Genomic DNA, 18,870 nt, shown 5'->3' on the forward strand with positions numbered 1-18,870 from the left:
ACTTGTCATGAGTGATACCCACGCCCAGTCTGTCGCCTTTGTGCGCGACACCGTGATCCCGCAGGCGCCGCCCCCGGCGCTTGAGACAGGGATCGTGAAATGGATGCGCACCAACCTGTTTTCAGGCTGGTTCAATGCCCTTCTCACCGTGGCGGCGATTTACTGTGTCTATCTGCTGCTTGGGGTTCTTGTGCCGTGGTTTACCAACGGCGTCTGGCATGCGTCCGATATCCGGGAATGCCGCGAAATCATGGATGGGGCCAGCGGTGGCTGTTTTGCGGTGATCGCGGATCGTTGGCAGCAGTTGATCTTCGGGTTCAAGTATCCCGCAGATGAATACTGGCGCCCGACTCTGGCCTTTGTGCTGTTGTTCGTCGCCATTGCGCCGCTGTTGTTTTCCAAGATGTTTCCGCAGAAAATGCTGGTGTTGACCGGGCTTTACCCGTTCATCGCCTTCTATCTGATCTGGGGCGGGACGATCCTGACGCCTATCGTGGCGCTGATCGGGTTCGTTGCCGGGTATTTCGCCTATCGAAAATATGTAAAAAGCTCTTTCGCGCTTGGGTTTTTCGGTGGTGTCATCGTTGCCATGATCGTGTGGTGGCTGGGCGGGTTCATCACCGCCGAGGCGCAGGGCGTTCTGGCGTTCGAACCGGTGGACAGTCGCGATATGGGTGGGTTCATGTTGAACCTGATCCTTGGCGTGGTCTGTGTGTCGCTGTCCCTGCCGCTGGGCATTGTTCTGGCCCTGGGGCGGCAAAGCGATATGCCGATCATCAAGGGCATCTGCGTGGTGTTCATCGAGTTCATTCGCGGTGTGCCGCTGATTACCCTGTTGTTCGTTGCCAATGTCGTGCTGGCCTATTTCCTGCCGCCGGGGACGAATTTTGACCTGATCGTGCGGGTGATCATCATGATCACGATGTTCGCCAGTGCCTATATCGCCGAGGTGATCCGCGGTGGTCTGGCTGCCCTGCCCAAGGGGCAATACGAGGGCGCTGAAAGTCTGGGTCTGGATTATGCGCAATCCATGCGGCTGATTATTCTGCCGCAGGCGTTGAAAATCTCGATCCCGGGCATCGTCAACGTGGCGGTGGGTCTGTTCAAGGATACCACTCTGGTTTCGATCATTTCGATGTTCGATCTGGTGGGCATGATCCGCGGTCCGATCCTGGCAAGCACCGATTGGAACGGTGTGTACTGGGAACTGTTCGGTTTTGCCGCGCTTCTGTTCTTTGTCGTTTGCTATGGCATTTCGCAATATTCGCAATGGTTGGAGCGTCAGCTTCAGACCGATCACCGTTAAGGAAAGGGACTGGCCATGACCATGACCGAAACCGCCCCCACGTCGGCCAAGATGGCCATCAGCGACGAAGTCGCGATTTCCATCGACAACATGAACAAGTGGTACGGCACCTTTCACGTGCTGCGTGATATTGATCTGACCGTCTATCGCGGTGAACGGATCGTGATTTGCGGGCCTTCCGGCTCGGGCAAATCCACGCTGATCCGCTGTATCAACGCGCTTGAGGAACATCAGGCCGGCAAGATCACCGTGGATGGCACCGTGTTGTCGTCGGATCTGAAGAACATCGACAAGATCCGATCCGAGGTCGGCATGTGTTTTCAGCACTTCAACCTGTTCCCACATCTGACGATTCTTGAGAATTGCACGCTGGCCCCGATCTGGGTGCGCAAGACGCCCAAGAAAGAGGCCGAGGAAACCGCGATGCATTTCCTTGAAAAGGTGAAAATCCCCGAGCAGGCCGATAAATACCCCGGCCAGCTTTCGGGGGGCAGCAACAGCGCGTGGCGATTGCCCGTTCGCTGTGTATGCGCCCGCGCATCATGCTGTTTGACGAACCCACATCGGCCCTTGACCCCGAGATGATCAAGGAGGTTCTGGATACGATGATCGAACTGGCCGAAGAAGGCATGACCATGCTTTGCGTGACCCATGAAATGGGCTTTGCCCGCGAGGTTGCGAACCGCGTGATATTCATGGATCAGGGCCAGATCGTAGAGCAGAACGAACCGGAAGAATTCTTTAACAACCCCAAGTCAGACCGGACCAAATTGTTCCTGAGCCAGATTCTGGGGCACTGACGGGGCTTTCCCGAACAGGTGGAATTTTACGGCGCCGGTCCCCGGGATCGGCGCCGTTTTCGTGTTGATGCGCCTTAAAGCGAAATAAACCTTGTGAATTTCGCCAGAATATTCGGTTTTTTCGCGAACGGGGCCAATATCGCGCCCATTTGCTGACGAATCGTTAACGCGGCTGACGCAAGGTCAGTTTATCGAAAGGACGTAACTCGGAAAGAACAACGATGATCGCGGTGGCCCGTTCCAAATCCAATCGCCGCCGCAGTGGTCATCGCCGAACCCCGCGTTTTTTCGATCACCCTGTGGGGCTGGCTGTTTGGCTGTCTCGCACTTGTTTGACGTGTGGCCTGTTCAGTGTTTCGGATCAGACCCGTACGTTGCTTGGTTGGGACGTCCGATTTCCCGGGCGATACGGCCTTCAGGCCGGTTCCCGATGTTGTGGCTGTCCGTTCCGAGGGGGCGGGCAGCCATATCAACCCTGGCGCAGGTTCGACCCATTGGCCAATCTTTGTTTTCCCGGACAAAGGCGTGGCTGGTGACTGCGTTTCCAGGAAACGGCAACTGGTATCCTGCCGAGGTACTCCCTGCCGCTGTGGCAACACATAAGCAGGATGCCAGTTGTCTCTTGGTGCACGGGCTCTGGTCGCTTGCGCCGAATGGTACACCTGCTAAGGTTTTCAAGGGTCTGAGCGGAACGCAGGCCCTGAGAGACAAGGGTGGAACGGGCGTTTTGACAACGCAACCAGAACGGATGCCAGAGGGTGCGCCCAGGGGCCATGTGCAACTTGTCGGGCCGTTGCGTGTGCGCACGACCGACGGGCGCGATTGCACGCCGGGTGGTGCGGTGCGCAAGGCCTTGTTTGCGGTTCTTGCCCTGTCTGATCGGGGCAGCCGCTCGCGGGTTGCCTTGCAGGATATGTTTTGGGGCGACCGCGCGCCGAAACAGGCTGCCGGTTCGTTTCGCACCGCTCTTTCGGTGTTGCGCCGGGAATTGGCGCCTCTTGGCGATGATATCCTGCTGACCGATCCCCACAGCATCACCCTCAACCGCGACAGGCTGTCGATCGATACCGTTCTTTTCCGAAGCGGTCGCGCGCCGCTGCCCAAATCAGACCGCGCGCTCGACCTGCTGGAAGGGATGGATATCGGCGGCGAAGGGCGCGACAGTTTCGAAGACTGGTTGCGCGTTGAGCGCAGCGCCTGGGCCGATTTTGTCGATGACGCCCCCGCCGCCACGTTGATCTTGCCGCCGCCGATACCGCCGCCGCTCAGGCCCGGACTTGGGCTGCTGACGGTGGTTGGCGACGGGTTGACCGCGAACGTCGAACAAAGTTGCGACGAGGTGCTGGATTTCATCGGTGCCGAGGCGCAGGCCATGTGTGGCACCGATATCTATGACCATCGCGACGGTGCCAGCCGCCACTATGGCGATCCGCCTGGCCCCGGACCGGCCCACCTGTTGCAACTTCATGTGCGGCCCTTGGGGGACGGCGTGCATCTGACGCTCAAGGTGATCGAGACAGCGACGCTCCGATCACTGTGGAATCAGCGGCTGGAATGTGAAAACACCGGGATGCTGAACATCTATCATCCCCGGATGGCCGAATTCGTTTCCCGCGCGATCGAACAACTGGCGATGTCCATCCTGCCCGGGGTTGATCCGTCGGCGACGGCGGCGCAGGCGCCCTATCAATCCCTGAACATGATGTTCAGCCTGTCGCCCGAAACCATGGCCCGGGCCGATGCCCTGCTGCGCGGCGCCTGGGATGAAACCCATGATCCGGTGCATCTGGGCCTGTTGTCCTATCTGGATACGTTTCGCGTTGGCGAAAGCTGGGGGCGGGCGGTTGGCCCCCAAAGTGACACCGCCGATCTGGCCCGCGAGGGGCTGTCGCGCGGGGCCTTCAACGGGCTTTATCTGACCACGGCGGGCTATGCGCTGTTTTATCTGACTGATGACAATGAACTGGCCGCCGATCTTTTGACCCGCGCGGTCGAGGTGGCCCCGGCGCAGGCGTTGGCCTGGGATCATCTGGCGCTGTTCTGGCACACGCAGGGGGAACGGGCCAAGGCGCGCCATGCGGCCGAACGGGCGGTTGCGCTGGGGCGGTTCAGCCCCCTGCGCTATGCCTATGACACCACGCTTTCGATGGTGTCCCACGCCGAGGGCGATTTTGACAATGCGATCCGCTTTGGCCGCCGCGCCCTTGCGCGCAAACCTGAATTTTCCTCGGCTCTGCGCTATGTCACCGCCGGCCTTGGCCTGTTGGGCCGGCGGGCCGAGGCCGAGGCGATGGCGGAACGCATCCTGACGCTGGACCCGACCTTTACAGCCGGGCGCAAAACGCAGGGCTTGATAAAAATGGTTGATGACGCCCCGGGCGACACCCTGCGGCGGGGGTTGATTCTGGCCGGGCTGACCTGAACAAAAATTCCGAGGGAGAGGGAAGATCATGAGCACACGAGGGGGATTCGACCTGTCGATCCTGCAGGACTGGGCGCTGAGCGTGCGGGCCGACACGATCGAACTGAGCGCAACGCCGGGCGACGGTGATGTCGCATTGCAACCCAGCCAACAGGGCTGGTCACCGACCGGGCCGGGGGCACAGATGATGGGATCGGTTTCGGCGCTGTCGGTCAGTGCGGCCCTGTCGGGGCTGTCGTTTCAGGGGGCGCTGAACCGTGGCAACCGTGGCAATCGTGGAAACCGGGGGAACAGGGGCAATCGCGGCAACCGTGGTAACAGGGGCAACCGTGGTAACAGGGGAAATCGCGGCAACCGGGGCAACGCCGACGATGCGGCGGTTTACAACATCCTCGCCCCTTGGGAAGAACGCGAAAAATTGCACGATCTGCGCGCGGATTGGGTGAATCTGCCGGTTTCACCGCCACCCACCCGCAACGACCTGCGCGCCGAAATCCCGGTTCTTCTCGATCTGCAAACCCGCCTGCAAACCGCCGATGAACAGGGGCGGCGCGAAGAAATCCTCAATGAGCGCGATCTGGAACTGTCCGGCTATCTTGCCCCTCTGGGGATCAATGGCGCCAGCGGGTTTGGCGAAACCATGCGCCTGATGGTCGTTGTGGCGCAGATCTGCGAAGAGGTCGGGATGCGCTACAAGGATCGGTGGAAGGCGATCCGGCCCAACATGCTGGAACCTTCCATGCGGCCCTTTCTTGCCAATCCGGCCCATTATTCCTATCCCAGCAATCACGCGTTTCAATCCATGGCCATCGCGCAGATTTTCGCGCGCGCCGTGCCGGAACATCCGGGCAACCCCGAACTGTTTCGTCGGGCCATGCGGATTGCCCACAATCGGGAGTGGGCTGGCGTGCATTTCCCTGCCGATACGAGGGCCGGTTTTCAACTGGCACAGTTGTTTCTGCCTGTTCTGGAACGGGTGGTCGAGGAACAGATGATCCGAACGTCCGAAGAGTGGAGGGGATAACACCATGGCATTCAACGTAAAAAGCCCCGCCGACAGCGAACCGCAACACGCGGGCAGCTATCCCACCTATCATGCGCTCTGGCATCTTGAACGATTGGGCGTCGTGACTGATCTGACCCGGTTTTCCAGCCCCGATGCCTGGGGCAAGGTGCGCAGCGGGACGCAGAAAACCCGCGTTGCCCTGATCGACACGTCGGTGGATCTGGATCATCCCTGCCTCGCCCCGGCCATCGACCGCGCCCGCGCCATTGATTTTGCCGCGCGTGATCTGGGCGTGTTCGCCGTGGCGCGGGCCGATCTGTCGGGCGCCGAGGCACAGGCCCGGTCCGGGCTGATTTCAGATGCCGCCGCCGCCGCAGGGGCAGGGGACAGCGCGCGCGACCGGTTCCTGCGCGATCTGGGCCAGGCCTATGCCACCCATGACGGAGCCCGCCCCGCCACCGCGCGGGCGTTCAGCGGCCATGGCACTTCGATGGCGGGGCTGATTGGTGCGCGGCCGGCGTCCGAGGTGTATCTGCACCAACCGGCCCGCCTGTCGCCCCGGCCCCGGGATGCGGGCGAAACCGAAGTGGCGCTGCCCTATGCCGGAATTGATCCGTTCTGCGAAATCGTGCCGATTTCCACCAGCGCGATGCCGAACCCCAATCAGATGTGCGCGGCCCTTGCCTATGCCGATCTGATCGGGGCCGATGTTATCGTGCTGGCCGCCTCCTTGCCTGACCCGACACGTTCAGGGGTGGGTATGGTGCCTGCAACGCCCCCTGCCACGGGGATGGTGCCCGTTGGTCAGACCGATACAGGGGCCGAGGCAAATCCATCGGACGCCGCCGCACTGGCCGCCTGGGACGGGCTGAAAGACGCATTTCTGGATGTATCATCGCGCCGTCTGATCCTGTGCGCGGCGGGCAATGCGGGGGATGGCATGATCGCCTATCCTGCCAATCTGGCCGCGCCGGACAATGGCATCGTGGCTGTGGGGGCCTGTACGTCGGACGGATTGCGCGCCTCTTATTCCGCCGGGGCGGAGAGCGGCGCGCCGGTCACCCTGTTTGCGCTGTCGGGCGATGCGCCGGCGCTGGATGCCGACGCCTATCGGCTTGATCCGTTTGCCGAGTTGGACAGCACGGACGAGCAGCGCCTGTTTGACCGTGAAGGCGCCTGTCCGGTGGCCGTGGAAACCCTGATTTCCACCGATGTGGCCGGACGCCCCGGATATTCAAGCAGCGCGTTCCAGAAGGTTTGGCGCGATGAGCCGGGGCCGGGGGGCGCACCGGTGGCGTTTGAGTTCGCCAGCTTCTTTTGCGAATTCAGCGGCACCTCGGCGGCAACCGGGGTGGCGGCGGGCCTGATCAGCCTTGGGTTTTCCACCGGGCGGTTGGCGCGGGGCACGGCGCCTTCGGCGATCAAGGCGGCGCTTGTCGGGGGGCGGCCCTATGATGCGCAGCGGGGTGAGCCGTCGCTTGGCTGGGGAAATATTGGCGGTGCTGCCACCCCCTGACACGGGCCTTGCCGCCGATCTGTGGAATATTTGCAACAATAAACCCGGTTCGGCGGCAAGATTACATATATGGCCACTGGTGACACGCCGTTATTCTAGGCAGCCCATGCGTCGTCTGGTAAAATAAACCCAATAAAAAAACGAGCAGTGGCAGGTTTATATCAGGATGGCGGGCTTTCGAGGCACGTTCGTCGTTTCCTGGTCGCAGACCGAGATTGATGGATTGGCCGGGGCGCCTGTTGCGTCTCTGGATGTTGGCGTCACGTGGCGCTGGCATGGTGCGCCTGTGCGCGTGGACGGTCCGAACGATGTTCTGGTTCTCAGCGGCCCGGAAGGCGAAGATGAATTGCGCAGACGCGCGGGGCGCATTGTGCGCCGTCTGGTCGGGGCATCCTTTGCCCTGCCGCAGATCGGTGATGACGATTCGGACGAACCGCTGTTCGACCGCTGCTTTGTTGTAACCGATGGTCGGCTCTCCTATCCGGTGATGTTGATTGAAACGGCGCGGCTTGCCCGGCCTTTGCTGTTGTTTCCCGAACGGATGCCACCGCGCGACCGCGATCTTTGGGTGACGCGGGCGATCGGGGGCCGCGATGCCCCACCTGTGCGTGACACTGGCGTGATCTGCTTTGCCGCGGGAACATTTCTGCGCACGCCCGACGGGCCGCGCGCGGTTGAACGGCTGGAACAGGGCGACATGATCGAAACCCGTGACGGTGGGGCGCAACCGGTGCAATGGATTGGCCATCGTCGCATCACCGGCGCGCGGCTGCTGGCCCTTCCCGACCTGCGGCCGATCCGTGTTCGCACCGGCGCGCTCGGCCTTGAATGTCCGGCGCCGGATCTGATCGTTTCACCACAGCATCGCATTCTGGTGCGTGGTGACGTGGCGCAGGCGTTGTTCAATACCTCCGAGGTGCTGGTTGCCGCTGCCGATATGATCAACGATCGCACCGTTATCCGCGATCATGGCATGCGCGAGGTGGTCTATTATCACATCATGTTGCCGGCCCATCATGTGGTTTGGGCCAATGGCGTCGCGAGCGAGAGTTTTCATCCTGCCCACGCGCCGCTTGATGCGATCCCGGATGCACAGCGCACGGCCCTGTTTGATTGCACCCCGGATGTGCAAACCGACCCGCACAGTTTTGGCGATACGGCCCGCAGGATGCTGTCATCGCCCGAAGCGGCGATCCTGCTGCACGAGGCGCGGGGGCGGGTGCGTCGCCGGGCGGTGCAACCGGCCTCTTGACACCACCACTCAGACGGGTATGACCCGGCCAGCGCCCCGATTTTTCGGGGCGTGTTTTATTGGTGTTGGTGGCCCCCGCAAGGGGATGCCTGTCGGGGAAACCCCAAAGGACAACGCCCTTCACGCCCGCCAACGGGCACAAAAGAAGGAGATCAGACGGTGACAAAACGCACCTCTGCCAAGTACAAAATTGACCGACGCATGGGCGAAAACATCTGGGGCCGTCCCAAATCGCCGGTGAACCGTCGTGAATATGGCCCCGGCCAGCACGGCCAGCGCCGCAAGGGCAAGGTTTCGGATTTCGGTCTTCAGTTGCGCGCCAAGCAGAAACTGAAAGGCTATTACGGCGATCTGACCGAAAAGCAGTTCCGCCGCATCTTTACCGAGGCCGAGCGTGTCAAAGGCGATACCGGTGAAAACCTGATCGGCCTGCTGGAGCGTCGCCTGGATGCTGTCGTGTACCGCGCCAAATTCGTTGCCACGATCTTTGCCGCCCGCCAGTTCGTGAACCACGGCCATGTGACCGTGAACGGTCAGCGCGTGAACATCCCCTCTTACCGCGTGAAAGAGGGTGACGTGATCGAAGTGCGCGCCAAATCCAAGCAGTTGGCCGTTGTGCTGGAAGCTGTCGGTCTGGCCGAGCGTGACGTGCCCGATTATGTCGAGGCTGATCATTCCAAGATGACCGCCACGTTCGTGCGCACCCCCGGTTTGGGCGATGTGCCCTATGCGGTTCAGATGGAACCGAACCTGGTGATCGAATACTACGCTCAGAACTGATCTGAGCAGATACCGAATTCGGGGCCGTCGCGGGAAACTGCGGCGGCCCTTTTTGGTTCCGCGTGACTATAAAACCGCAGCGCGAAACAAAATTTCCGTTGCGTGCTCTGCGGGCAACAAGGCTTCTGGTTTTGTTCCCCACCCCCGCTAGAACCCGGGCAAAGGGGAACGTCACGATGTCACACGCCATACAGCCAAAGCCCGGTGTTCTGGAAATCAGCCCCTATGTCGGAGGCGCGAGCAAGATTGCCGGCGCCCATGATGTGGTCAAGCTGAGCAGCAATGAAAACCCGTTCGGCCCGTCCGAGGCGGCGAAGGAAGCAGTGCGCAAATCCGTGCATCAACTGCACCGCTATCCAATGTCCGATCATGGGGCATTGCGTGCGGCCATCGGTGCTGTTCACGGGCTGGACCCCGCGCGCGTGATCTGTGGCAATGGCAGCGATGAGATCATCACCTTTCTTTGTCAGGCCTACGGCGGCCCCGGGACCGAGGTGATTCACACGGAACACGGATTTTCCATGTACGGCATTTCGGCGCTGGCCGCCGGGTCGGCCCCGATCGAAGTGTGCGAACACGAACGCAAGGTCGATGTAGACGCCATTCTGGAGGCGGTAAATTTCCGCACCCGTCTGGTGTTTGTCACCAACCCGGGCAACCCGACCGGCACGATGATCGGCAGCAATGAAATGGCGCGTCTGGCGGCCGATCTGCCCGAACATGTGCTGTTGGTGCTGGATGGCGCCTATGCCGAATATGTCGAGGATTACGACGGCGGCGCCAAACTGGTGGACAAGCGGGAAAATGTGTTCATGACGCGCACGTTTTCCAAACTCTATGGGCTGGGCGGGCTGCGCATCGGCTGGGGTTATGGGCCGGACCATGTGATCGACGCCCTGAACCGGGTGCGCGGGCCGTTCAACCTGTCGGAATTGCAGATGGCTGCCGCCGAGGCCGCATTGCGCGATACCGATTATGTTGAAAAATGCCGGGCCGAAAATTCACGGATGCGGGCATGGCTGGCCAAGGCGCTGGCTGAACTGGGGGTGCCCAGTGATACCTCTTGCGCCAATTTTATTCTGGCGCGGTTCCATGATCCGGATGAGGCGAACGCCTGCGAGGCGCATCTGCGGGCCGAGGGCCTTTTGGTGCGCAAGGTGGCGGGATACAAGCTCCCTGATTGCCTGCGGATCACCGTGGGGGATGAGGCATCCTGCCGCCGGGTGGTTCATGCGATCGCAGGGTTCAAGGGCCAGGACGGATGAGCCAGATTTACCAACGGGTTGCCCTGATCGGTCTGGGATTGATCGCCGGATCCATGGCATTGGCGATGAAACGCGCCGGGTTGGCCGGTGAAATCGTCGGCACCGCGCGGTCGCCGGAAACCCGCGCGATTGCTGCGGAATTGGGGCTGTGCGACCGGATCACCGAAACCAGCGCCGAGGCGGTAAAGGGCGCCGATCTGGTGGTGCTTTGCGTGCCGGTGGGGGCAATGGGGGCGGTTGCCGCCGAAATCGCGCCGCATCTGGCACCCGGCTGTACGGTGTCCGATGTCGGGTCGGTGAAAAAGGCAGTGATCGAGGCGGTCGGCCCGCATCTGCCCGAAAACGTGCATTTCGTCCCGGCCCACCCATTGGCAGGCACCGAACATTCCGGCCCGCGGTCAGGCTTTGCCGAACTGTTTGAAAACCGCTGGCTGTTGCTGGTGCCGGTCGATGGCACGCCCGACGCGCCGGTGGCGAAACTGCGGTCGTTGTGGGAGGCGATGGGCGCGCTGGTCGATGAGATGGACCCTGAACATCACGATCTGGTGCTGGCCGTCACCAGTCACACACCGCACCTTATCGCCTATACCATGGTGGGTGTGGCCGATGATCTGCGCCGTGTGACCGACAGCGAGGTGATCAAATATTCCGCCGCCGGGTTTCGCGATTTTACCCGGATTGCGGCCAGCGATCCGACCATGTGGCGCGATGTGTTTTTGAACAACAAGGAAGCGACGCTGGAAATTCTCGGGCGTTTCACCGAAGAATTGTTCGCGCTGCAACGGGCGATCCGCAAGGGTGACGGCGACCATCTGTTCGATTACTTTACCCGGACACGGGCGATCCGGCGGGGAATCATCGAAGCCGGCCAGGATACCGACGCCCCGAATTTTGGACGGAGCATACAGAAACGATGAAATTACTTGGCGCGCTGACCCTTGCAATAGCCCTGCTGAATGCAGGTGTTGCGGGGGCCGGGGCGCCAAATGTTTCGCGTCGCCCCGAACCACGCCCCGCTGTCACGAATGATGTCATTGCACGCATTCTGCGCGATGTTCAGGTGCCTGCACCGAACACCAAGGTGGTTGAGGCGGCGCTGGCGGGCGGTGTTGCCCGCTCGCCCCGCCCGCCAGCGCGCCCGGAAAACCTGCGCCGTCGTGCGACTGTGGCCGCGGCAGGGTTTCGCGTGGCGCCGCCGCCGCCCGTGGCCGGGGCAAAGGGCGCGATTTGTGGTGACAGCGCCATTCAGGGGGCGCGCCTGTCACCCATCGCCGGGCGAATCCAGGGTTGCGGGGTCGCGGCGCCGGTGCGGGTGACATCGGTGGCGGGAATTGCCCTGTCCACCGGTGCGACGATGGATTGCACCACGGCCAAAGCGTTGAAAACATGGGTTGAACGGGGCGTGAAGCCCACCATCGGGCGGCTGGGTGGCGGCGCTGCCTCGCTCAGGGTCATCGCCGGGTATTCCTGTCGGGGGCGCAACAATGTGAAAGGCGCCAAGATTTCCGAACATGGCAAGGGCCACGCCATTGATATTGCCGGGATCGTGTTGCGCAACGGGGTCGAGGTAAGTGTGCTGAATGGCTGGCGCAACAAACAGCAGGGGCCATTGCTCAAGGCGATGCACCGGGCGGCCTGCGGCCCGTTCGGCACGGTTCTGGGGCCGAACGCCAACCGGTTTCACCAGAACCATTTCCATCTTGATACGGCCCGGTATCGCGGCGGATCTTACTGCCGTTAAGGTTCGGCGCGCAACCAACCATCGGCCCAGATCAGATGGTCAAGCCCGGCAAGGCGCGCGGTGCGGGTCAGGGCCGCAGTCAGTTGCGCCACTCGTGTCGCTCCGAAACGGACAGCCGGTTCGGGCCAAAGCGCGGTCACCCCAAGCGCGCCTGCGGCACGATTGGCGCTTGTGTCGATCCGTCCGATCATCTGGTCACCCTGCATCAGGGGAAAGACATAATAGCCGTATTTGCGCTTTGGTGCGGGGGTGAAAATCTCGATCCGGTAATCGAATCCGAACAGGCGCAGCGCGCGCTTGCGGTCGCGCAGGGCCGGATCAAACGGGCTGAGCACGCGCACCATATTGCCGGGGGCGGGCAGGGCGGCAGCGGTTTGCATGACACCGGGCCGCGCAAAGTGGCGGCGCCAAGTGCCGTCGTGGGATTGCACGTCGATCTCGATGATTTCGCCTGTTGCCAGCGCCTCGGCGCACCATGTCCGGGCCTCGGCAGGGGTGATCAATGCCCAGAACGCGGCCAATTCGCCCGAGGTGGCAAACCCCAGCCGGTCAAGCGCGGCGGTGCAGGCCCAGTGGATGGTTTCGCTTTCGGTGCGTGCGCTGAGCGGCGGGTAAATATTCTCGGCCAGATCATAAACCTTGCGAAAGCCTTCGCGCCGGGCAACCGCCAGATCGCCCCTGCGCCAGAGATATTCCAGCGCCGTTTTGGAGGGGTGCCAATCCCACCAGCCATCGCCGGTTTTTCCGCTGCTGCGGTCGGCAAAGTCATCGGACCGGCAAGGGCCACTGGTGCGGATGCGGTGCAGGACATTGCCACATTCGGCGCGGTACCCGGGACGGCGTTCGGTGGACCACCGCTGTGCCAGCCGCACGCCATCACGGGCAAAGCGCAACTGCCAATGGGGCAGAAAATCCACGGGAATGACCGCCGCGTCATGGGTCCAGTGTTCGAACAGGCTGCGGTCACGCTCCAGCAGTCGGGCAAGGTGCGCGGGGCGATAGGCCGTGCGCCGGGCGTGCAAAATCATGTGGTGGGCACGTTCAACGGTGTTCACGCTGTCGACCTGCACAAACCCCAGATCGGTGATCAGGCCCAAAAGGTCGGCGCCCTTGCCCGGCCCTGAAGGGGGCGCAAGCAGCTGGTGGCGGTCAAGAAACAGCCGCCGCGCCAGTGTGTTATCCAGCCGGGGCAGGGCCATCACGGCAACCGGGGGCGGGGCCAAGGGTCACGGGGCCGACGCTGACCATGCCATCCTGAAAGCGGAGCGGGATGTCCAGCGTTCCCGGATCGCCTGACAGCCCGGCCAATACCTCCAACCCTTTTTCAAGCGTGGGCGCAAGGGACGCGGGCATGGCGCCCCCCGCTACGGCCATTTTCAGCATCTCGCGCCAATTGGTGGCGGTCACCGTGATGTTGCCCGTCGGAATGCCCCCGCCATCCACCGAAAGATCGCCCGTGGCCCGCAGATCAAGATCACCCCAGGTGGCGCGCAGGGCGTTCAGTTTCAGGTCGGTGATCCTTGGGTGGGGGCCTTCTATGGCGAACCTGTCCCAGGGCGCATCAAAGGCGACGGTGGTGTCAATGGTCAGGGTTTCAACGGTATCTGGCAATTTGCCCGCAGGATCGAGCGCTCGGCGCGTTGCATTGGTGGGGGCAAAGCCAAGGGCGGTAAACGCGATGTCATAGGTGTTTTCCTGCGCCGCGGTTTTGCGCGTGGCAAATCGCCCCTCGTCAAGGCGGCTTGTCCAGCCGGTGCTGGCGCTGAGCGCAACATTGTGCATCACAAAGGCCGAATGATCGACCGGCAGCGCGGTTGAAGGTTCGAACACCACCGACCCGCGCATCTGATCGCTGGTGATGTCGATCCTCTCGGCCGGGGTTGAAATGCTTTGGCTGTGGGCCAGCGCCACGATGATGTGATGCGGTTTGTAGCTGAGCGACAGGATCTGGAATATCGGCGCCGACCAGTCAAGGCCACTGCGCGGATCGGACAGGTTCAGATCGGTGATCGTGGTGTCAAAGCGGCTGGGAAACCCCGAGGTGTTCAGGCTGGTATAATCGGCCACCCAGCCATCGGCGCGCCGCGCGTCAAACCACGCGGTCAACCCGCGTTCAACCGCAGATGAGCCGACAAACCAATATCCGCCCCACGCGAGCCGCCGCAATCACGACAACGGCCAGTAATTTGCGCATTCCGGCCCCTTTCCCCCATGCCTCAGGTGGTGTTTACAGGCCCCGCAACATAAGGACCAGAGCGATGACGCAAGCAGAAATGTGGGTGTTCGGATACGGATCACTGATGTGGAACCCTGGGTTTCCGGTGGCCGAGCGATCTGTCGCGACCCTGAATGCCCACAGTCGGACATTCTGTATGCGTTCAATCCATCATCGCGGCACCGAAGATGACCCCGGGCTTGTTCTGGCGCTGGACCCGGCGCCCGATGCCTGCTGTGTCGGTCTGGGGTTTCGGGTGGAACCGGGGGCCGAGGCGCAGACCCTTACAGACCTGCGCGCCCGCGAACTGATTTCATCGGCCTATGTTGAACGCATCCTGCCCCTGTCCCTTGCCGATGGGCGCGAGGTACAGGCCGTGTCCTATGTGGTGGATACCGACCATGTGCAATATTGCGGCGGCTTGCCCCTTGAGGAACAGGCGCGGATTATCGCCACGGCGGTGGGCGGACGGGGGCCGAACACCGAATATCTGTTCAACACCGTGGCCCATCTGGTCGAGGTGGGTATTCCCGATCCCGATCTGGCGTGGCTTGACGGGCGGGTGCGCGAAATCCTCACCTCGGGCTAATCGCCAAGGGTGATTGGACATTCCCTGAACGATGTCTATTCTGCACTGCAATATTTGAGGGGGCACGACAACCCATGGCGGGCAAAGCCGAGCACAAGGTCAAGGCGCAATTCACCCAACCGATCAGACAGATCACCATGATGCTGGTGGTGCTGGTGCTGGTCGGCATCGGTGGCTATGTGGCGTTTCCCCGGGTCGCACCGGTGTTTTTGGCCAATCCGTGGCTGAACGGATTTATCGCCATCGTTTTCGTTCTGGGGATCGCGGCCTGTTTCTGGCAGTTGGTGCAATTGTTCCAATCGGTCAGCTGGATCGAGGGGTTCGTGGCCGAAAATCCGGGCCATGAATTCGTCAAGGCGCCGCGCCTTCTGGCACCGCTGGCGGCGCTGTTGCGGCTCGCGCGGGCATCAGATGCAGATTTCCGCCTCGTCATCCCGTTCCATTCAGGATTCGGTCGCAACCCGGATCGACGAGGCGCGCGATATCACCCGATATATCGTCAATCTGTTGATTTTCCTTGGGCTTCTCGGAACGTTCTATGGCCTTGCCACCACTGTTCCGGCCATTGTCGAAACCATCCGCGGTCTGGCCCCCCATCAGGGCGAAGACGGGATGCAGGTGTTTGCCCGCCTCATGGCCGGGCTTGAATCGCAACTTGGCGGCATGGGGGTGGCGTTTTCCTCGTCCCTTTTGGGGCTTGCCGGGTCGCTGGTTGTGGGCCTGCTTGAGCTGTTCGCCGGTCACGGGCAAAACCGGTTTTATCGCGAGCTTGAGGAATGGTTGTCCAGCATCACGCGCCTTGGCTATGCCGGCGCCGAGGGGGACGGGCAGGGCGAGGCGGGCATGGTGGCCGCCGTTCTTGATTACATGTCCCAGCAGATGGACCAGTTGCAAACCATGTTCGCCGAGGGCGAAGCCAGCCGCATCGCCGTGGACGAACGATTGGGCACCCTGGCGACGTCAATCGAACAGATGACCCAACGGATGGCCTCCGAAGGGTCGGTCAGCGAAGCGCTGGACCGTGTCGCGCGCGGGCAGGAGCGGCTGGCCGATGCCCTTGACACCCAGGCCGAACAGGGCGGTGGCAGCATGGACGCCGAAAGCCGGATGCGCCTGCGCTCGATTGATGTGCAACTGTTGCGCCTGCTGGAAGAAATGGCCGCCGGACGGCAAGAGGCAACCGCCGAATTGCGCAGCGATATCAAATCACTGATCCGCGCTGTGCGCGGGCAGGGGGCGCGGGGCGACATCCAGCCGGTCAATGGCGGGCGGGGCTGATCCATGGCTCTGACGCGCAGATCGTCTCAGCGGGTTTCCAACAGCATCTGGCCGGGATTTGTCGATGCGATGACGGCGCTGTTGCTGGTCATGATGTTCGTGCTGACCATCTTCATGGTCGTCCAGTTCGTCCTGCGTGAAGAAATTTCCGGTCAGGAAAACGAACTTGATTCACTGGGAAGCGAAGTTGCGGGGCTGACCCGGCTTTTGGGGCTGGAAAAGGCGCGCAACAGCGATCTTGGCAATGAATTGCAGGCGGCCAACGACCGCGCCGCCGAACAGGATGCGCTGATTTCCAGCCTCACGGCCCAGACCGAGGATCAGGGCGCGCGAGATCGCGGATTTTGAATCTCAGGTCGCGTCGCTTCTTGCGCAGCGTGATACGGCCCTTGCCCAGGGCGAGGCCCTGAGCGCCACGGTGGAGGAGCTGAAAGAGGCGCAGCGCACACTGCTGAGCGAACAAGAGCAGGTTCAACTGGCCCTGGCCAAGGCCCGCGATGAAATCGACGCGCAGACCGAACAGGCCCGCCTTGCCGCCGCCCGGCGCGAGGCGTTGGAGGCGATGACGGCAGAGCTGCGCAGCAAGGTGAAAGAGCGCGACACGGCGCTGGCCGACACCGAATCCCGCCTGAGTGACGAAGAAAAGGCGCGTCTTGCCGAAGCCGCCGCCGCCGAAGCCCTGCGTGACAAGCTGAAACAATCCGATGCCGAACTTTCGGCGATGACACTGGCGCTGGAGCAACAGCGCGCCCGTGCCGAAGAAACGCTGACCCTGCTGGCCGCTGCCAAATCGGCGGAAAAAGATCTGGACGCACGCCTTGCCGCTGCCCTGCTGGCCAAGGATGACAGCACCGCAACCGTTTCACAGCTTGAGAACGAGAAGGCCGATCTGAACCGGCGTCTGGCCATGGCCCTGCTGACGAAAGACAAATCCGACGCCGAGGTCGCCGCCTTGCAGATTGCGCTGGATCAGGCCGAAACCAACCGTACAACCCTGAACGAAAAGCTGGCCGCAGCTTTGCTGGCCGAGGGCAAGACAGCCGAACAGGTCGCTGCGCTGGGTGAACAGATGGCCGCGCTGAAGGAAGATCGCGCCGATCTGAACACCCGTCTTGCCGCCGCCATTCTGGCCCGCGACGAAGGGCGCAGCGCCGCCGCCACGCTGGAAAAAACGCTGGCCGAGACGAAAGAGGATCGCGATTCCCTGAACCGCGATCTGGCCGCGGCGCTTTTGGCTGAGGATGATCTGCGCAAGGCTTTGGACGAAACCCGGGCCAACCTTGCCGATACCAAAACCAATGCGGCCACGCTGGACGAACGGTTGGCTGCCGCGCTGCTGGCGCGCGACCAGACCGCCGAGGAACTGACCCAGGCACGGGCGGCGCTGGCGACATCGGGCGATACCAACGCCGACCTTACGGCGCGGTTAAGCGCAGCCCTCGCGGCAGGCGACGCCGAACGCAATGACGCTGCGACGGCACTGGCGGCGGCCCTGAGCGCGCGTGCGGCCCTTGCGGATGAGCTGAAACAGGCCGAAGCGGCCCTGTCCACGGCCCTTGCCGCCCGGGATGCGGCGGCAGAGGAACGCGATTCAGGTGCGGCGCTGTTGCGCGCGGCACTGGCGCAAAAAGATGAAACGACCGAGGAGTTGGCGTCGATCTCTGCGGCGCTGCGGGCGGCAGAGGCGGCAAAGGAAATGTTTCAGGGGGATCTGCAAGCGGCCCGCGACCGGCTGAGCGACGCCGAAGCGGAGGTTGCAAAACTGCGCGATGAAGCGGGGCGCGAGGCGACCGAGCGTGATCGCCTTGCCGCCGCGCTTGAGGCGGCGCGCAGCGAGGCGGCGGCGCTGTCGGGGGCCGTGGACGGGCAAGACGCGTTGCGCGATCAACTGGCCGAGGCCCTGGCGGCCAAACTCGCCGCCGAGCGTCAGGCCAAAGCGCGCCTGAGCGAGGCCGAAAAACGTGCCGCATTGCTGGACACCGCAAACGAGCAGTTGAAAACCGAAGAGGCCAAATCGGCAAAAAGCCAGCGCCAGTTGGCAGTGCTGAACCAACAGGTAACCAAATTGCGCGACCAGTTGGACGAACTTCAGGCCCTGCTGGATCTGGCAAGCGACAAAGACGCCGCCTCTCGGGTGCGGATCGAAACGCTGGGGGCCGATTTGAACGCGGCCCTTGCCCGCACCGCGATCGAGGCAAAGCGGCGCGCCGAACTGGAAGCCGCCGAACGCAAGCGGTTGGAGCGGTATCAGTCGGAATTCTTTGGAAAACTACGCGACCTTCTGGGCGACCGCGAAGGCGTGCGTGTCGTCGGGGACCGTTTTGTATTCTCGTCCGAGGTGCTGTTCGAAAGCGCCTCTGCCGACCTGTCCGATGCGGGGCGGGCACAGATTGCCCGGGTGGCGCGGCTGTTGTTTGAGGTGGCCGACGAAATCCCGAAAGATATTGATTGGGTGGTGCGCGTGGATGGACATACCGACGACGTGCCGCTGAACCCCAGTGCCAAATATGCCGACAACTGGGAACTCAGCCAGGCGCGTGCCCTGTCGGTGGTGCGCTTTCTGACCGAAGACCTGCATTTTCCGGCCAACCGGCTGGCCCCCACCGGGTTTGGCGAATTCTACCCGGTAAACCCGGCCCACACCCCCGAGGCGCGGGCGCAGAACCGCCGGATCGAGCTGAAACTGACCGAGCGTTAATC

14 protein-coding genes and 2 pseudogenes are annotated in these 18,870 nt (G+C 62.4%); 14 read left to right on the plus strand and 2 right to left on the minus strand.

Annotation, left to right across the window (positions count from 1 at the left end):
* The first annotated feature begins 7 nt into the window (after positions 1 to 7).
* The 10 genes and pseudogenes from AC0L7P_RS05380 to AC0L7P_RS05425 all read left to right on the plus strand — a co-directional run bounded on the left by AC0L7P_RS05380 (position 8) and on the right by AC0L7P_RS05425 (position 12,088).
* The gene (locus tag AC0L7P_RS05380) at positions 8 to 1,306 is read left to right on the plus strand and encodes an amino acid ABC transporter permease (RefSeq protein WP_473434798.1); all 1,299 of its coding nucleotides are present in this window, start codon (positions 8 to 10) and stop codon (positions 1,304 to 1,306) included.
* Between the two features lie 15 nt (positions 1,307 to 1,321).
* Positions 1,322 to 2,106 (plus strand): annotated as a pseudogene (locus tag AC0L7P_RS05385) (amino acid ABC transporter ATP-binding protein).
* A 727-nt stretch (positions 2,107 to 2,833) separates the two neighbouring features.
* The gene (locus AC0L7P_RS05390) at positions 2,834 to 4,528 is read left to right on the plus strand and encodes an AfsR/SARP family transcriptional regulator (RefSeq protein WP_473434799.1); all 1,695 of its coding nucleotides are present in this window, start codon (positions 2,834 to 2,836) and stop codon (positions 4,526 to 4,528) included.
* A gap of 28 nt (positions 4,529 to 4,556) precedes the next feature.
* The gene (locus AC0L7P_RS05395; RefSeq protein ID WP_473434800.1) at positions 4,557 to 5,552 is read left to right on the plus strand and encodes a phosphatase PAP2 family protein; all 996 of its coding nucleotides are present in this window, start codon (positions 4,557 to 4,559) and stop codon (positions 5,550 to 5,552) included.
* A 4-nt stretch (positions 5,553 to 5,556) separates the two neighbouring features.
* Positions 5,557 to 7,050, plus strand: coding sequence for a S8 family serine peptidase (locus tag AC0L7P_RS05400; protein ID WP_473434801.1), 1,494 nt, complete (start codon positions 5,557 to 5,559; stop codon positions 7,048 to 7,050).
* 166 nt (positions 7,051 to 7,216) lie between these two features.
* Positions 7,217 to 8,302, plus strand: coding sequence for a Hint domain-containing protein (locus tag AC0L7P_RS05405; protein ID WP_473434802.1), 1,086 nt, complete (start codon positions 7,217 to 7,219; stop codon positions 8,300 to 8,302).
* A 159-nt stretch (positions 8,303 to 8,461) separates the two neighbouring features.
* Positions 8,462 to 9,082, plus strand: coding sequence for a 30S ribosomal protein S4 (gene rpsD / locus AC0L7P_RS05410; RefSeq protein ID WP_473434803.1), 621 nt, complete (start codon positions 8,462 to 8,464; stop codon positions 9,080 to 9,082).
* A gap of 176 nt (positions 9,083 to 9,258) precedes the next feature.
* A complete protein-coding gene (gene hisC / locus AC0L7P_RS05415) occupies positions 9,259 to 10,347 on the plus strand; it encodes a histidinol-phosphate transaminase (RefSeq protein ID WP_473434804.1) in 1,089 nt (362 codons plus the stop codon).
* The gene (locus AC0L7P_RS05420; protein WP_473434805.1) at positions 10,344 to 11,264 is read left to right on the plus strand and encodes a prephenate/arogenate dehydrogenase family protein; all 921 of its coding nucleotides are present in this window, start codon (positions 10,344 to 10,346) and stop codon (positions 11,262 to 11,264) included. The genes hisC and AC0L7P_RS05420 overlap by 4 nt, the downstream gene beginning before the upstream one ends.
* Positions 11,261 to 12,088, plus strand: a complete 828-nt coding sequence (locus AC0L7P_RS05425; protein WP_473434806.1) for an extensin-like domain-containing protein — start codon at positions 11,261 to 11,263, stop codon at positions 12,086 to 12,088. Before AC0L7P_RS05420 ends, AC0L7P_RS05425 begins: the two co-directional genes overlap by 4 nt.
* Here the strand turns inward: AC0L7P_RS05425 and AC0L7P_RS05430 are convergent.
* Both AC0L7P_RS05430 and AC0L7P_RS05435 read right to left on the minus strand, forming a co-directional pair.
* Positions 12,085 to 13,287, minus strand: coding sequence for a winged helix-turn-helix domain-containing protein (locus tag AC0L7P_RS05430; protein WP_473434807.1), 1,203 nt, complete (start codon positions 13,285 to 13,287; stop codon positions 12,085 to 12,087). The genes AC0L7P_RS05425 and AC0L7P_RS05430 overlap by 4 nt on opposite strands.
* Complete coding sequence (locus tag AC0L7P_RS05435) at positions 13,265 to 14,254, minus strand: DUF2125 domain-containing protein (protein ID WP_473434808.1); 990 nt, start codon at positions 14,252 to 14,254, stop codon at positions 13,265 to 13,267. Before AC0L7P_RS05435 ends, AC0L7P_RS05430 begins: the two co-directional genes overlap by 23 nt.
* 92 nt (positions 14,255 to 14,346) lie before the next feature.
* Between AC0L7P_RS05435 and AC0L7P_RS05440 the strand changes: the two genes are divergently transcribed.
* The 4 genes and pseudogenes from AC0L7P_RS05440 (at position 14,347) to AC0L7P_RS05455 (ending at position 18,868) form a co-directional block, all read left to right on the plus strand.
* Positions 14,347 to 14,892, plus strand: a complete 546-nt coding sequence (locus tag AC0L7P_RS05440) for a gamma-glutamylcyclotransferase (protein ID WP_473434809.1) — start codon at positions 14,347 to 14,349, stop codon at positions 14,890 to 14,892.
* Between the two features lie 74 nt (positions 14,893 to 14,966).
* A pseudogene (locus tag AC0L7P_RS05445) lies at positions 14,967 to 16,170 on the plus strand (biopolymer transporter ExbB).
* 3 nt (positions 16,171 to 16,173) lie between these two features.
* Complete coding sequence (locus AC0L7P_RS05450; protein WP_473434810.1) at positions 16,174 to 16,518, plus strand: hypothetical protein; 345 nt, start codon at positions 16,174 to 16,176, stop codon at positions 16,516 to 16,518.
* Positions 16,505 to 18,868 (plus strand): peptidoglycan -binding protein, encoded by a 2,364-nt coding sequence (locus AC0L7P_RS05455; RefSeq protein ID WP_473435406.1) that lies wholly within the window; start codon positions 16,505 to 16,507, stop codon positions 18,866 to 18,868. Before AC0L7P_RS05450 ends, AC0L7P_RS05455 begins: the two co-directional genes overlap by 14 nt.
* Positions 18,869 to 18,870: the final 2 nt, after the last annotated feature.

It is taken from the genome of Oceaniglobus sp. K40-3 (assembly GCF_055808395.1).